Origin of the sequence: Maledivibacter sp., from assembly GCA_025210375.1 — a bacterium.
GTDB lineage: Bacteria > Bacillota > Clostridia > Peptostreptococcales > Caminicellaceae > JAOASB01.
In genome coordinates this window covers 65,085-81,221 of record JAOASB010000054.1, presented here as the reverse complement: position 1 = coordinate 81,221, position 16,137 = coordinate 65,085, and the positions used below count along the sequence as shown (strand labels likewise).

General features: G+C 33.0%; 12 protein-coding genes. 1 reads left to right on the top strand and 11 read right to left on the bottom strand.

Annotated elements, in window-relative coordinates; translation table 11 throughout:
• Positions 1-47 precede the first annotated feature (47 nt).
• The 7 genes from N4A68_20190 to N4A68_20160 form a co-directional block, all read right to left on the bottom strand.
• Positions 48-809, bottom strand: coding sequence for a creatininase family protein (locus N4A68_20190; GenBank protein ID MCT4566621.1), 762 nt, complete (start codon positions 807-809; stop codon positions 48-50).
• Positions 810-828: 19 nt separating this feature from the next.
• Positions 829-2,400, bottom strand: a complete 1,572-nt coding sequence (locus N4A68_20185; GenBank protein ID MCT4566620.1) for an ABC transporter substrate-binding protein — start codon at positions 2,398-2,400, stop codon at positions 829-831.
• Between the two features lie 280 nt (positions 2,401-2,680).
• Positions 2,681-3,643: an ATP-binding cassette domain-containing protein gene (locus N4A68_20180; protein ID MCT4566619.1), complete on the bottom strand. Its 963-nt coding sequence runs from the start codon at positions 3,641-3,643 to the stop codon at positions 2,681-2,683.
• Complete coding sequence (locus N4A68_20175) at positions 3,644-4,627, bottom strand: ABC transporter ATP-binding protein (GenBank protein ID MCT4566618.1); 984 nt, start codon at positions 4,625-4,627, stop codon at positions 3,644-3,646.
• Between the two features lie 17 nt (positions 4,628-4,644).
• Positions 4,645-5,565, bottom strand: a complete 921-nt coding sequence (locus N4A68_20170) for an ABC transporter permease (protein MCT4566617.1) — start codon at positions 5,563-5,565, stop codon at positions 4,645-4,647.
• Positions 5,566-6,525, bottom strand: a complete 960-nt coding sequence (locus N4A68_20165; GenBank protein ID MCT4566616.1) for an ABC transporter permease — start codon at positions 6,523-6,525, stop codon at positions 5,566-5,568.
• Between the two features lie 329 nt (positions 6,526-6,854).
• Complete coding sequence (locus tag N4A68_20160) at positions 6,855-8,870, bottom strand: sigma 54-interacting transcriptional regulator (protein ID MCT4566615.1); 2,016 nt, start codon at positions 8,868-8,870, stop codon at positions 6,855-6,857.
• Positions 8,871-9,077: 207 nt separating this feature from the next.
• Here N4A68_20160 and N4A68_20155 point away from each other — a divergent pair, with 207 nt between their 5' ends.
• On the top strand, positions 9,078-10,142 hold the full coding sequence (locus N4A68_20155; GenBank protein MCT4566614.1) for a M20/M25/M40 family metallo-hydrolase: 1,065 nt from the start codon (positions 9,078-9,080) through the stop codon (positions 10,140-10,142).
• A gap of 84 nt (positions 10,143-10,226) precedes the next feature.
• Here N4A68_20155 and N4A68_20150 read toward each other — a convergent pair whose 3' ends face one another.
• From N4A68_20150 to N4A68_20135, 4 genes are all read right to left on the bottom strand, one after another.
• Positions 10,227-10,865 (bottom strand): L,D-transpeptidase family protein, encoded by a 639-nt coding sequence (locus N4A68_20150; protein ID MCT4566613.1) that lies wholly within the window; start codon positions 10,863-10,865, stop codon positions 10,227-10,229.
• A 154-nt stretch (positions 10,866-11,019) separates the two neighbouring features.
• Complete coding sequence (locus N4A68_20145) at positions 11,020-12,648, bottom strand: HAMP domain-containing histidine kinase (protein MCT4566612.1); 1,629 nt, start codon at positions 12,646-12,648, stop codon at positions 11,020-11,022.
• A gap of 8 nt (positions 12,649-12,656) precedes the next feature.
• On the bottom strand, positions 12,657-13,328 hold the full coding sequence (locus N4A68_20140) for a response regulator transcription factor (GenBank protein ID MCT4566611.1): 672 nt from the start codon (positions 13,326-13,328) through the stop codon (positions 12,657-12,659).
• The gene (locus N4A68_20135) at positions 13,309-16,092 is read right to left on the bottom strand and encodes a transporter substrate-binding domain-containing protein (GenBank protein ID MCT4566610.1); all 2,784 of its coding nucleotides are present in this window, start codon (positions 16,090-16,092) and stop codon (positions 13,309-13,311) included. The genes N4A68_20140 and N4A68_20135 overlap by 20 nt, the downstream gene beginning before the upstream one ends.
• Positions 16,093-16,137: the final 45 nt, after the last annotated feature.

Genomic DNA, 16,137 nt, shown 5'->3' with positions numbered 1-16,137 from the left:
TAAAAAAACAGCAAAAATTTCACTGTTTTTTTAATATTGCTAATATCCTATGTATCAATCTCAATCTTCTTAAACTCTTCTACATACTCTGCAATAAATTTAGCAGTAGTATTAAGCATCTCTACACCCCATTCTACGGATGCATTACTTGGATGGTCTGGACCTATCCATCCATTATTTGTTATGCTTTTTATTTTTCTTGGTATAGTCATATTGATACCTTTAAAATCCACATCATAAAAGCCTGTTTGTGGTAAACCATCGGATACATTCTTAAATGTCATTGGCTCTACCTTACTTAGATCCACAAAATCAGGGTTTATTGCCATAACGGCCGAGGTTTCTTCTGCACCTCCGTGTCCACCCTTCCATGAAGGATTTATCTCACCTGCAAGCAGCCACCAATTCACTACAGTGCCTATACAGTTAATTGTATCTAATTCCAAACATATTTTTTTAAGGGTAGACATGTTTCCACCATGACCATTAAGAAATACAAACTTCTTTACTCCGTGTTTAATAAGACTATCGACAATTCTTCTCATAACTATATATAAGCCATCCTCAGATAAACTTATAGTTCCTGGAAATTCTACTAAGCTATCACAGGCACCATAGGGAACGGTTGGAGCTATCAAAACATCTGTATCCTTTTCCATTATATCTAAAATCTTGTCTGGAATAAGTGTATCAGTTCCAAGCGCTATATGGGTTCCGTGACATTCTATGCTTCCTATACCAATGATTATAGTGTCATTATTCTTAAAATACTCCTCGGCTTTTTTCCAAGAAATGTGTGCTAATCTCATTTCTTCAGATCCCTTCTCTTTATTTATAAGCCTTTACAGTATGTAATTTGTGATATCCAATAGGATTGATTGTGAAGCCTTCTACATTTTTTCTAATTCCAACACTCATATTTTGGAAGAATATTGGTAAAGATGGTACTTCTTCGGCTAAAACTACTGCTATTTCCTTATAGATTTTTTCTCTTTCTGCATAGTCAGCATTACTTCTACCATCTTCTATTAGTTTATCAACTTTAGGATTGTTGTAGAAACTTCTATTTCCTGGAGCCCCATGCATACTTGAATGGAATAATGGATAGTAAGTATAGTCAGCATCTGAAGTAGATGTAACCCAAGCAAAGAATGCCATATCATGTTGTTTGTTAGTTGTTTTCTCAATAAGAGCCCCAAACTCAAGAACTTCAATTTTTAAGTTTAGCCCAACTTCGTTAAGCATTCCTTGTATTACTTGACAAGTCTCTATCCTTACTTGGTTATCATTAACACATATAGTAAATTCAGCACCTTCTTCTATACCTGCTTCTTTTAATAACTCTTTAGCTTTTTCTGGATCATATCCTAATCCTTCTAATCCTTCTACACCACCAAATACAACCTCTGATATTACAGAATTAGCTGTAGAACCTTGACCATATAAAAGTGTGTCTACTATAAGCTGCTTGTCTATGGCATGGGCAATAGCTTGTCTAACTTTTATATCATTAAATGGTGCCTTTTCAATATTAAATGAAATATAACCTACTGATGATGTTTTTGTAGTTAAAAGCTCTAAATCCTTGCTTTCTTTAACTCTTTCAACGTCATTAACTGATAAGTTGTAAGCTATATCAATTTCCCCTGTTTCAAGGGCTATAGTTCTTTGGGCATTCTCAGGTATAACTCTCATAACTACATTTTTAGTAGCAGGAGCCCCAAAATAGTAATCTTCAAATGCTTCAAGCTTAACTGAATCCCCTTGCTTCCATTCAACAAATTTATAAGGTCCACATCCAATAGGATGAGTCTTAATAGCTTCTGGGTCAGCCTCTACAGCAGATTTGCATACTATAGCTGTACTTGGATGAGCTAAATTCATAAGAATTGGAGCATATGGCTCATTAGTATTTACAACTACAGTATATTCATCCACAACTTCTACATCAGATATGAAGTTAACTATATAAGAAACATAACTAGATGCTATGGCTCTATCTAAAGAAAACTTAACATCTTCAGCCTTAAGCTCCTCACCATTGTGGAACTTGATACCCTTTCTTATATTAAACTTGTAAGATGTTTCTGATAATTGCTCCCAGCTTTCAGCAATAGCAGGTTGAACACTCATATCGTCACCTGTAAGTGTAAGTGTATCAAAAATCTGATCTGTTACAGTAATAGCTGGAGTCTCTTTCCCAATGTGTGGATCAAAGGAAGTAACATCTGCACCTTGAGCAAAAACTATAGTATCCTTTTGTTCCTTTTCAGCTGGTGCAGCTGCCTCGTTGCCAGTAGCTCCTTCGTTAGATGCTGGTTGTTCTGCATCGTTTGTTTTGCCGCCACATCCCCCTAAGATTAATGTTAGCGCTAGTAATAGTACTAAAAACTTCTTCATATTCATCCTCCTTTTTTTACTTCTTAACTTTGTAGAGTTTCAAGTAAAGCTATTTAATTTGTACACATCCAACACTCCCAGGAACATCGAGTATCTAGATATGTACAAATTTAGTTTTACTATATGAACTCTCTATATATAAATCTTATGAAAGATTTTATATATCAACTTTGAGAAATTGCATGATTTTTATATAAATTCTTTATACACAATATGTATGTTCTATAATATTAATTGCCCCAAACATATTGCGTTAAAGAATCAACTAAATGTGATTTCCTTACTTAACTAAATAACATGCAACAAAATGATCCTTTTCTATTTCTATTAGTTCTGGATTTTTTCCCATACATTCAGGCTTCGCATGGATACATCTCTTTGCAAATCTACAACCGGGTTTAGGATTTATAGGGGATGTAAGCTCACCCTCTAGTAATATCCTATCCATATCATAATCAGGATCGGGAACTGGTATCGCAGATAATAATGCCTTTGTATATGGATGCAATGTATTCTTAAACAACTTATCGGCTGGTGCTTTCTCTACTAATTGCCCCAAATACATTACTGCAATCTCATTTGAAAAATGCTTTACAACTGATAAATCATGGGTTATAAACATATATGTAAGTCCCAATTGTTCTTGTAAGTCTTGCATTAAGTTAAGTACCTGGGCCTGTATAGATACATCCAACGCAGATACTGGCTCATCACATACTATAAATTTAGGATCAAGTGCAAGGGCCCTTGCTATACCTATTCTCTGCCGCCTACCTCCATCTAATTCATGGGGGTATGTATTTATAAGTCTTTCTGCTAATCCTACTAAATTCATCAATTCTTTAACTTTTTTTCTTAGGCCCTCTTTATCCTTTTTATGAAAGATTCCTTGTATAATTAAGGGTTCTATAATAGTATCATATACAGACATTCTAGGGTTAAGAGAAGCAAAGGGATCTTGAAATATTATTTGCATCTCTTTTCTTAATTTCTTCATTTGCTTATGGTTGTAATCTATTATATTTTCGCCATTATACATAACTTCCCCAGCAGTAGGTTCTAACAGTCTAAGTATCGCTCTTCCCATGGTGGATTTTCCACAACCGGATTCACCTACTATTCCCAGGGTTTCTCCTTCATATATGCTAAAGGATACATCATCTACTGCATGTAACTTTCCCTTAGGTGTATCAAAATATTTTTTTAAATTATTTACTTTGACTATTTCTTTTCTATCCACCATCTACTTAACCTCCGCATTTACTTTGCCTTCGTTGATAAAGCATCTAACCTCATGTTCTCCACTAACCTTTGAAACATTTGGATTTTCAGCTCTACATAAATCCGTTGCATATTTACATCTAGTACTAAAGCTACAACCCTTTGGCAAATTTGTGGGATCTGGGATAAATCCATCTATAGGAGTAAGCCTATTTACATTATGAACTAAATTAGGTATTGATCCAAAAAGACCCTTTGTATATGGATGTTGAGTATTTTTAAAAACATCCCTTAGCTCACCATATTCTACTATTTCACCTGCATACATAATAGCTACATAATCACAGGTTTGAGCAACTACTCCTAGGTCATGGGTAATAAGTACCATTGACATATTGAACTTACTTTTTAAATTCTTCATCATACTCAGTACCTGGGCTTGTATAGTTACATCCAACGCCGTAGTAGGCTCATCGGCTATAAGCAGGTTTGGATTACAGGCGAGGGCTATGGCTATTATTACCCTTTGCTTCATTCCTCCTGAAAATTGGTGGGGATACTCCCTAGATCTATCAGCAGGTATACCCACAAGCTCAAGCATCTCACTAGCTTTTTTATCCGCTTCTTTTTTTGAAAGGTTTTCATGATTTTGTATAACTTCAGATATTTGATCTCCAACAGTCATTACCGGATTAAGGGATGTCATAGGATCTTGAAATATCATAGATATTTCTTTTCCCCTTACGGTTCTCATCTCGGTTTCATTAAAACTCAATAAATCCTTTTCGTTGTATAGTATTTGTCCACTCTTAACCTTTCCAGGTGGTTTTGGAATAAGCCCCATTATCCCCCTAGCAAGTGTAGTTTTACCTGCACCCGTTTCTCCAACTATTCCTAGAGTATGTCCTTCAGTTAGTTTTAAACTCAGTTTATTAACGGCTTCTACCACACCGTCATCTGTTTCGTAATGTATAACTAAATCCTTTATCTCTAAAATATTATCCATATTTATCTCTCCTAATTCTAGTTTTTCAACCTTGGATCTAATGCATCCCGTAAACCATCACCAACTAAATTAAGTGCTAATATAGTGAGCATGATTCCCATACCCGGAATCGTAGTTATATGCCAAGAATCCCTTATATAGGTTCTCGCATTAGATAGCATTGCTCCCCATTCAGGAAGAGGCGGCTCTATGCCTAGTCCCAAGAAAGATAATCCTGCTATAGAAAGTATTGCGCCTGCAACTCCCAAGGTAGCTTGTACTATAATAGGAGCTAATGAATTTGGAATTATATATTTAAATATTATTCTAGTATTACTTGCACCAACTGCCTTGGCTGCTTCTATGAATTCTTGATCCTTAATAGTCATGACCGACGCTCTTACTATCCTTGCAAAGGTAGGAATATAAGATACGCATATAGCTATAAGTAAATTGATAATACTTGGTCCCAATGATGCAACTATGGCTATTGCCAATAATGTAGATGGTATGGCAAGTAATATATCCATAAATCTCATGATTATATTGTCAACTTTATTATAGTATCCAGCAATTGCGCCTAAAAATCCTCCGACCACAACCGATGAAGATATAGCCACTACCCCTAGGAATAAGGAATATCTAATTCCCCATATCATTCTAAGCAGCATGTCCCTTCCAAATTCATCTAAGCCAAAGGGATGCTTAAGACTTGGTGCCTCTAATCTACTTCTCATATTTTGCTTAATTACATAGTTGTCATATACTTTGCCACTTGTGCCAATATCAATAGCTACGGTAGCAACGGCAAGTATTGCTAATATCAATAGAAATACGATTCCTGCCATTGCCGCTTTATTTTTTTTAAATCTTCTCCAGGCTTCTTGCCACAGAGTTCTTTCCTTTGTTTGATTTTCAGTTTGATTATGTTCTTGTTTTTTTGTTATACTTGATTCCAACTACTTCACCCCTTTGCTAGCTTTATATTGCGACTTAATTCGTGGATCAACAAATGAATAAAGTATGTCAACACCTAAGTTCACTAGAGAAAAAACCACGGACATAAATATAACCGTCCCAAGTACTATAGGTGTATCCTTAGTCTTAATGGCATCTACCATAAATCTTCCTAATCCAGGCCAAGAGAATACTGTTTCTGTAAGTACAGCACCTCCAAGCAAATATCCAAACTGTAATCCTACCACGGTAATTATAGGAATAAGTGCATTTTTAAACATATGTCTATGGGTAACTTGTCCCTCTTTAATACCCTTAGAACGTGCTGTGCTTATGTAATCCTGCCTAATAACCTCAAGCATAGAAGACCTAGTCATTCTAGTAACCGTAGCGGCAGCCCCTGTACCCAAGGTCAAGGCTGGAAGAATTAAACTCTTGAAGCCTCCTATAAAGCCCTCTCCCAAACCAGAGGAAGGTAGCCATCCTAAGCCTAGTGAAAAAATCATAACTACTACTAATCCAAACCAGAAATTCGGCATAGATACTCCTATCAGTGCCGCAACCATGGATATATTATCTATAAATGTATATTGTTTCTTTGCCGATAAAATTCCTATAGGAATTCCTATAAGAAGAGATACAAGCATTCCTGTTACAGCAAGTAGTACTGTATTTGGAAACCTGTCTAGAATCTGCTCCATTACATCCAGTTGATTTTTATAGGATTTCCCCATGTCACCCTTTATTAGACCGCCCATATACCTTCCATATCTCACCACCAAAGGGTCGTCCAATCCTAACTCCTCATGTAGCTTTGCGACACTCTCATCCGTTGCCCCATCCCCTAATATGATAACCGCTGGGTCTCCTGGCCTAAGTGCCATTATAAAAAATACTAGAAAGGTTACTCCTATTAAGACAGGAATCAACATGACAATTCTCTTTAAAATGTACTTATGCATAATTTTTCTCCTTCTCCATCAATTTATAGTTCTAATACAAAGTTTAATGATATGATGTCCATACATAATAAAAAGCAAATTTCATGCCATTTTTCAAAAAAAATGGTTATAGGAAAATTGTGTAAATATTCATAATCTTAAAATTAAGCTTTTTCATTTATACAATAGAAAAATTATGAATATTCAACATAAATCCCGCATCCAATCCATAACTCTTCATAAATATTTTTTATAAATATGATAAGTTTTTTATCTTTATGCATTCTTATTTTACTCAACATTTATACCGTATTAGGTTATTTAAAAGAATTTAAATTCACCTAATAGCATCATTTATTATTAATGCTCCTTAATATCATCTTTCCTAGATAAGTAATTTCACAACCCCCTCTAGTATTATTTATGACTATATATTTATCATTTTGCAGCTTCTTTAAGATGGTTCTGATCTTACTTTCTGTTATATCACTGTTGTTTAACTTTAAAGCTTCATAAATTTTATATCTACCTATCTTAGGACTTTGATTTATAACTCCTAGTATATTGTATTCATACTCTGTGAGAGACTTTACAGGCTCTGGATCTACCCTTGTCATATACTTAGGAAGCTCCGATAAGCCTATCTTTTTTGCTCCCTTTATACAGGAAAAATACTCTACTAAATTTATTAGTTCTCTAACATTCCCCCTAAAGCTATATCCCATAAGATATTCTATTACCTCATCAGTACATACGTCTCCAAGCTTTATGTCATAGTCATTAAAATACTCCTTAATAAAGTTATTAAACATTGTTGAAATATCACTCTTTCTATCCCTCAAAGGTATGGTATCGATGGGCATAACATTAATTCTATAGAATAAATCTTCTCTAAACCTCCCCTTGGCCACCATGTCAAATAGATTTTTATTAGTAGCCGCAATAAACCTTACATCTATAGGTATTCTTTCAGAGCTTCCTATCCTTCTAATCTCTTTCTCCTGTAACACCCTAAGCAGCCTAACTTGAAAGCTCAAAGGAGCATCACCTATTTCATCAAAAAATACAGTTCCCTTATGGGCCATTTCAATCAGACCCTTACTTCCACCCTTATTAGCTCCTGTAAAGGAACCTTCTACATATCCAAATAATTCACTGTCCAAAAGACTTGGTTGAATAGCTGCAAAGTTAACAGGAATAAAGGGATACTTTCTTCTCGAAGAATCATAATGTATTGATTGTGCAATTATCTCTTTCCCAGTACCACTTTCCCCTTGAATTAGTACACAAGCACTATTATGGGATATTCTCTTGGCCTTCTCTATCATATTTTGTGTGGCTGAGTCAGAGGTAATATAATCTTCAAAGGAATATTTCTTTAATACACCTTTATAATCAGATTTTTTCCTTACTATAAATTCCTTATTGCTTATGGTCTCAGTATAATCTGCATAAATCAAGTAGGAATTTTCACTTAATCCATGTAATTCATAGCTATTTATCAATACATCCTTCCTATTTGCATTTTTAATTATTTTACTATCCTTAAGAATCTCATCTATTTGAAATTTCACACCGTTATCCTTTAAAATATCCGATAAATTTCTATCTATTATATTCATATCTGCTAAGCACAGTATATCTCCAAACTTATTATTAGCCATTTTAACTATTCCATCATGATTTATAAGACAGACTCCTTCATCTATATTATTAAAAACATTTTTAAGTATTTGCTGTGTTTTAAATAGCTTCTTAAGTTGTATATTGGAATTTCTAACTATATTGGCAAAGCTCTTAAGATATTCCGCTGTAACGAAATTTATTATCTTAATGGGTAAATTGAGCTTTTGTGCAATTTCACTTACATCGGATATACTAGGGACTCTACTACCTAAATCAATAATTCGCTTTATATGTTTAGGTGCATATTGAGCTTCTCCCGGTGTAATAGCATTGGTAATACTAGTATCTACTTCGCATCCAGGATAATAGGGTATTAAGTTAAAATAGATCACTCCCATATCCCTTAATTGCCCCATGGCTTCCTCCACGACATATTCATTATCGTTTACAAAATATACATCTGAATTCGGCTGCAAATCAAATATCCCGTCTATCATCTTATAATTGAAGGTTCTATGACAAAAAATAATTTTATCACTTTTTATATATTTCTTAGGAGTCCTGACGGTTGGCTCATTTGGAAAAACTATTAAATCATATTTTTTTTCTTTTTCATTATTAAGCTCTGATATCAAGGAACTATCTAGATTTACATACTCTGAAAAAATGTTATAAAGATAATGGTACATTGCATCTTTAGTCGAATTGTTAGCCGCTACCACTAGGATATTTTGTTTCATATACTCCTCCTTATTTATTCAAAATAACAACATCTCTATTAGGTTAATTATAATAACCTATTTTAATATTAATATATATAGTCCAAATTTACCATTCTTAAATACAATATTTTTTCCATTACTAGTGGCATATTTTTTAATAAGATTACGTTGGCATATATTTTGCTTAAGAATATAATTAAATAATAAATTATAAGGAGGTAAGATATGAAACCATTAGAAATGATAAAAGATTTATCTAACTGCTACGGTGCCCCAGGATTTGAGGATAATGTTTTAGAAGTAGTTAATAATTACAAAGGCGATCTATCTTATAAAAAAGATTCAATGATGAATTGCTACTTGAATTTAGATAAAAGGGATAGCAATAAAATGACCGTAATGCTAGATGCTCACTTAGATGAGGTAGCTTTTATGGTTCAATCCATAGATGAAAGAGGTCTTTTGAACATTCTTCCCTTAGGTGGATGGATAGCCCATAATATTCCTGCACATCTAGTAATGGTAAAAAATGCAGAGGGAAAATACATAAAGGGAATTGTTACTTCTAAGCCACCCCACTTCATGACAGCCGCAGAAAAGGAAAAGAAGATAGAAATTACTGATTTACAGATAGACGTAGGTGCTACTTCTAGAGAAGAAGTACTTAATGAATTCAAAATAAATATCGCCGCTCCTATAGTTCCCTTTGTAGAATTTGAATATAACGAAAAAAATCAGATTATGATGGGTAAAGCATTTGACAATAGATTAGGTTGTGCCGCTGTAATAGAAGTACTAAAAAGACTGGAAAATGAAAATCTACCAACCAATATAGTAGGAGCATTAGCAGCACAAGAAGAAGTAGGTACAAGGGGAGCTGTGGTAACTTCAAACGTTGTTAAACCCAATATAGCTATAGTATTTGAAGGAACTCCAGCCGATGATTTATATACCAATAAATACACTATGCAATCTGGACTTAATTGTGGTCCACAAATCAGACATAGGGATAGCCAATATGTATCTCATCATAGGCTTATAACCTTTGCCAAGGAAATAGCAAAGAAAAATAATATAATTTGTCAAGATGCAGTTAGAGTAGCCGGAAGCACAAATGCAGCTAAGATACATCTGTCAAATGAAGGTGTTCCTACTCTTGTTCTTGGTATTCCTACAAGATATGTGCATACACATCATTGCTATGCATCCTATAAAGACTTTGAAAACACTGTGAAACTAGCTGTAGAAATCATTAAAAATCTTGATAACAGCATAATTGATTCATTTTAAACAACGTTAACCCCTCAATTTTTTATAGTATCCCCCATATGAAGTGTAATACTTCATGTGGGGGATACTTTTATTGTGAGTTTTCTATTTATATATATCTACCTTTGTTTTAAGAGGTACATATCTCCAGAGTATTTTTATATCTTCATCGGATAAAGCTATACACCCCAATGTCCAGTCTGGAGAATTTCCCTTACCATGGATTCCCACAGCTCCACCAAGGGGAGTATTCCACGGGGGTTGTCTATTTTCTTCAATTGCCCTACTCACATATCTGAAGGTCTCTTCATCTATAACCCCCGATTCAAGTCCTCGTTTTGCATCATCAATATTTGGATAGCTCAAGCCTAAAAATAGTGTAAACCTGCTTTTATCATTTCTAGTACATATATAATACTCTCCCTCTGGAGTTTTTGAATCTCCCTCTATATTCTTATCTCCTATGGGTGATCCTCCTAATGCAATTTTAAATCTACCTATTAAGCTATTATCTCCATAAAGCTCCAGAACTCTTAATTCCTTATATACTTTTATATAAGTGGTATCTGGCATGGTTTTAGGTTCTATAAAAAACACCTCTATATCCTTGTTTCCGACCTCCGATTGTTGTAATTTGGATTGATCTACCCTTTGTCTTTCATTCATTGGATTACTACACCCAACTAAGTTAATAAGAATAAATAAAATAATCAGCGTGACATAGGGGCCAGTTTTTTTTGTCAATTCTTCCACCACCTTATTAGTAATACTATTTCATCTATATTATGTTCTTTTCTTAACTTCTCTATTAGATCTTTATTTTATAATACTAAGAAAAGTAATGTTGACAGTGTGTTAATCACAACATTGTATTTAGGAGGTAAAAAAACTACACTTTCTATTTCCCCTTTACTTCAATAATGACAGTAGTACCTTCCCCTACTTTTGAAATAACTTTAATCTTCCCATTTATACTATCAACAATATTTTTAATCACGGAAAGTCCAAGACCAAGACCACTAATACTACGAGACTTATCAGCCCTATAAAAGGGAATAAAAATTTTACTTAGTTGATCAGGAGTCATTCCTATACCAGTATCAATTACAGATATAATTGCATATTTTTTCTTTTTCTTATATCCTAGAATGACTCTACCTGTATCATCACTATATTTAAAAGCATTATCTACGAGGTTATAAATTAGTCTATCAAACCAAACTGGGTCAATAGGTAGAATTACATCCTCATAGTCATAGCTCACTTCAAAATTAATATTTTCATCGTAATTTTTAAAGTTTCTCTCAGTTTTTTCGATACTTTCTTTTACACTTGTATTAAATTCTTTATGGACATAATTGTTTTTTGAAAGGTAAATAGTAAGTGAACCTATCATTCTTTCAAGATCCTTTATAGCATTATTAGTTGAAGCTTGCATACTGTTACGTTTCCCTTCTGTAGAAAAGCCTTCAGCAGAAATTTCTGTATTTAATTTAATTATAGATAAGGGGATTTTGAAATCATGACTGATTCCTCTAAGCAAATCCACAGACACATTGTTATCATATTTTCTAGACAAAATAGTAAAATAGTAAACTGAGTAGCTTATTATAAAAATAATAAAAATGATAAGGTATATCTCTTTATAAAAAACCATTAACACCTTTGTTGGATTGAATCGTTCAAAGTTATTCACTGCATAAATTCCACCTAAAAACATCATTGAAAATATACCGGCTAAACCATGTTTTTTTACTATATCATATATCTTAAAGCATAATAAACCAGTTAAAAAATATAAATTTTTCTTTAACAGCAAGCTAATAATCAAAACAATAATAAAGCATAACATTTTTTCTCTCTTTCTAAGTATATTTACATTTGTAAAGGCTAAAGAAACCACAGCACCACTCAATCCAATATTAAAATAGAATAGACTCAATACCATAAAAGGCCCTACAAGCATTAAGTATATATCTTTCCTTCTATTTCCCATAAACATGGACATACCAAATGCTACTATAGTCGTTGATATAACAATAGTTTTTATTATATACATGAAATTTATAAATTCATCTATCTTCTCCATATCACCAATAAACAGTCTATTGTTACTATTTTTAAGGCTAGGCACTACTTCAAATTCAATTTTACAAACATTATCTTCATTATAATCTCTACTTTGTATAGGAATTTTCATATAAAACTTATCTGTATAGCCCTTTAAATAGGGATTGTAATTCTGCTTTATAAGATCACCATTTTTAAAAAAGCTACACTTAGTTTTAATGCCAACATCCAACAATACAAGCTGTTTTTTTTGACTTGAAAAGATGTCAATTCTATCAGAATAAAAAAGGATAGCACTGATTTTTTCTGTGATTAATTCTTTAGTATCTATATCAATTTGCCTTACACCATGAAACCCTGTCTTTTTAGCAAAATTATATTCAAGAAAAACAAGACCCCTACCAATAACATAAATAATTAATATGGCCAAGACTATTAGCTTTAATGCTTTTTTCATACAGTCACCTACTTCATAACTATCATTTTATAACCTTTCCCATATTCATTATCAATAATGATCTTTTCACTGCCTACCTCTACAAGTTTTTTTCTAAGCCTGCCAATAAGTGTATGTATTCTAAAATTCATACTTTTCCCAATGCCCTGAACATCAATCAGCTCATTTTTATCGAGAATTTCACCTGATAAATACTTATCATAAAGCCTTTTTAACAAAGCCATCTGAGAGTGTTGAAGTATAATGGTATTACCTTGACATCTAAGCTCCAAATGCTCTATATCAAACATGATATCACCGACTTCAAAAACAAATTTCTGCTTTTTAACCCTTTTCTTTACAGCCTTTAATTTATATCTTAATTCAAAAAGAGAAACAGGCTTGATAAGGTAATCATCTGCCCCTTTCTCATAAGCTATTCTTCTAGTATCCTCTTCTTCAAGGGCTGAAATTACAATAATCAAAGGGTCACCATTTTTCTTAAAAAAGCTTATAAGATTGTAGCCCGTGACATCGGGAAGCATTATGTCAAGAAGAACTATATCGGGTCTTTGTTTATAGGATTGCTCCTTAGCAGTTTTACCATCAAAAGCAGTAAAAATAGTGAAGCCATCTTCAACAAGTGAATTCCTAATGGTTTCATTAAGTACGCGATTGTCCTCAACAACCAATATCTTCATGTAACAGCTCATCTCCCCTCACATATGGATTTATATAATTCCCGCTAATATAATCAACATCTCTTGTAACAATAGCATCGTACTGATTTTTAGATATAATATCTGTAACCATAATCCTTTGATTCATTTTTTTTGCAACAGATATAATATAGTCCAGGGTCTCATCATATAGCTTGTCCTCACCAATATTAAGTATAAAATCATTATCTATACAAACAATGCCTACAGGAAAGCTTCTCATTTCTACCATATTCAATACATTATTACCAAAGTTTTTAAATACAAAGCCGATGCTTTTATGCTCTAGAAATATAAGCTGCTCCATATGATCCTCTAAAGCTTTATCTTCTAGCTTAATCATAATATTCATATTTTCAAGGCCATTCATGATGTCTACAAGCCAAGGTATAAAACTATATTTTGCTATTGTTTCATCGTGTAAGCTAACCAGTACACGTACCATTTTCCCTTGTTCTTTCCATTTTCTTAATTGCTTTATTATATTTTTGAGTACAATTACATCCACCTGGCCTTGGAGACTAAGCCTTTTTGTAGCTTCATAAAAGGTTTTGCTGTTTAAGTGACCATAGTCTTTTAGATAACATGTAACAGCGGTGTCCAATGCAAAAACTTTGCCATCTTCATCATAAACATTTCTATACAATAATTCTAATTCTTCATTCATTACAGAACTTACAAACTGCTTGTCAAACTCAAATCTATCCTTATATTTACTGAATATTTCATAGCTGTAACGAACAATTTTATCTTCTTTCTCTGCAAAATAACTAGCTATATTAAGACACTCTATTACCGCATCAAAATTATTGATATCATCCTCTATAGTTGTCCATCCAACAATTCCCTTAATATCGTAACTCATATCATATATAAGGATTTTTTCACCGAAAATCCTAGCTAATTCACGGGCAAAAACCTCTCCTTCATAATCAGTTATATGGGCTTTTGCAATAACAAACTTTTCTTTGTCAATAATGGCAAAAAGATCTTTTCTTTTTAGATTTTCTTGTATGGCTTTGATAGCTGTCCTTAATGTTTTTTCATAAATACCCTCACCATAGCATTCGTGTAACATAAATAAATCCTTCAGCTTTACTGCAAAAAAAATATATTCTTTGATACCTTTTTTTAGTTCCTTATCAATCCAAAGCCTATTATGAACACCTGTCAAACTATCTGTATACATGAGGTTAAGCTCCATTATACGCTTTTTAATTGCGAGATTAATAATACCCACTAACAATGCTACAATAGCACACATTGCAGCTATTAGCTGCACTCTATTATTTGGTTTGTTATCGGCCAATTCGTCTACTTCTTTACTCATAATATCCTCTATATTTACGACCGCCAAGCACTTATTTATTATATTGATTAAAGATGTATTAGTATTATCTTTTGCCATCATATAAGTAAAGCTTTCGTATAGGATGCCTTTTTTATCTAAATCTTGGGATTGTGATATATATACATCAACCATAACATTTGGTAAAACAACATATTCACTCTTTAATGACTCTACCGAATCAAGAAGCTGTGTGAAATCATCATATTTATGTATATCAATCCGAGGCATTTGCTGTATAAGATAATCATTTTGATTGCCACCTGAAAGAACCCCAATCCTATATGGTTCAAGATCATAAAGCTCTCTTACGAAGGGCATATCTTGCCTGCCCAACACTGAAACTGTATAGGTAAATATAGGATTACTATAAATATAATGTTTATCATCATAACTAGAGGTTGCTATTAAATCTACACGATCATTTTCAAGGAGATTTTCATAACTATCAAAGACATATTCAAACTCTATATCCGTAAGAAATTTGATCTTTTCACAAACATTTGGTATAATCCCATGTACTGAATAATTCTTCTTATATCCACATAGAATATTGTCATTGATTATCCCAATGGTAATAATAGGTTTTGTCTCTAGATATGACATTTCCACTTCATTAAAAGGCAAGTGTTGTTTTTCAATCTCAAAGTTTATGGCCTCTCTTACGGTGTCACTCCATCCTATATCAATCAAGTGATCCACCTCTTTGGTAACAATACTATGGAGCTTAGGATAATTCTTATGTACGCCTATATGGTTATTGTCTTTTGAAATGGTAGGAATGTTAAAGTAGTATAAATCACGGGTGGACCAATCGTAGTTTTTAGTGGAAATGAAACCATCTATTTCATGGCTCTTAAGTCCATTAATCATAGACCCTACATCATCGTATAAAATAGTATTGAAGGATATTCCCTTATATTTTTCTTTAAACATAGAAAGAAATTTTACACTTTTTACTACACCAATATTCTTACCCTTAATGCCTTCATAGTTGTTTATAGGATTTTTTAAACAAGAATAAATACCTGAACTTAAGCTTTTTAATGATGCTGTATAATTGGTATACTTAAGTCTCTCCGTGGTTATGTCTAGTGTACAAGCCATGGGAATCTTACCTCTTTGAAAAAGCAACATTGTGTTGTCCCAGGTGTCCTCATAGGGTACTATATTTAGCCCTGTTTCCTTTGATAAAATCTCACAAAGCTTCTTAACAAAAAGAGCTTCTCCAGAGGAATTATAGTATCCCATAAAGAAAATCTCATCTTTATTTCGACTAATCCATTCACGCTCTTGAGCTGTGTAATCAGCCTTATTTTTTTTAATAATAAATGTAAAAACAAGGATGATCAACACAATTATTATTATTATTATGAAAACAAGCTTTTTTTTCTTCATGGAATCCACCCTTTTTTTACTAACTTTATTATAAAAAGCTGTAAA

Coding starts and splice junctions, on each gene's coding strand:
- N4A68_20175 (MCT4566618.1), bottom strand. CDS start 4,627: ATGGATAATATTTTAGAGATAAAGGATTTAGTTATACATTACGAAACA.
- N4A68_20160 (MCT4566615.1), bottom strand. CDS start 8,870: ATGAAACAAAATATCCTAGTGGTAGCGGCTAACAATTCGACTAAAGAT.
- N4A68_20165 (MCT4566616.1), bottom strand. CDS start 6,525: ATGCATAAGTACATTTTAAAGAGAATTGTCATGTTGATTCCTGTCTTA.
- N4A68_20190 (MCT4566621.1), bottom strand. CDS start 809: ATGAGATTAGCACACATTTCTTGGAAAAAAGCCGAGGAGTATTTTAAG.
- N4A68_20155 (MCT4566614.1), top strand. CDS start 9,078: ATGAAACCATTAGAAATGATAAAAGATTTATCTAACTGCTACGGTGCC.
- N4A68_20135 (MCT4566610.1), bottom strand. CDS start 16,092: ATGAAGAAAAAAAAGCTTGTTTTCATAATAATAATAATAATTGTGTTG.
- N4A68_20185 (MCT4566620.1), bottom strand. CDS start 2,400: ATGAAGAAGTTTTTAGTACTATTACTAGCGCTAACATTAATCTTAGGG.
- N4A68_20180 (MCT4566619.1), bottom strand. CDS start 3,643: ATGGTGGATAGAAAAGAAATAGTCAAAGTAAATAATTTAAAAAAATAT.
- N4A68_20140 (MCT4566611.1), bottom strand. CDS start 13,328: ATGAAGATATTGGTTGTTGAGGACAATCGCGTACTTAATGAAACCATT.
- N4A68_20145 (MCT4566612.1), bottom strand. CDS start 12,648: ATGAAAAAAGCATTAAAGCTAATAGTCTTGGCCATATTAATTATTTAT.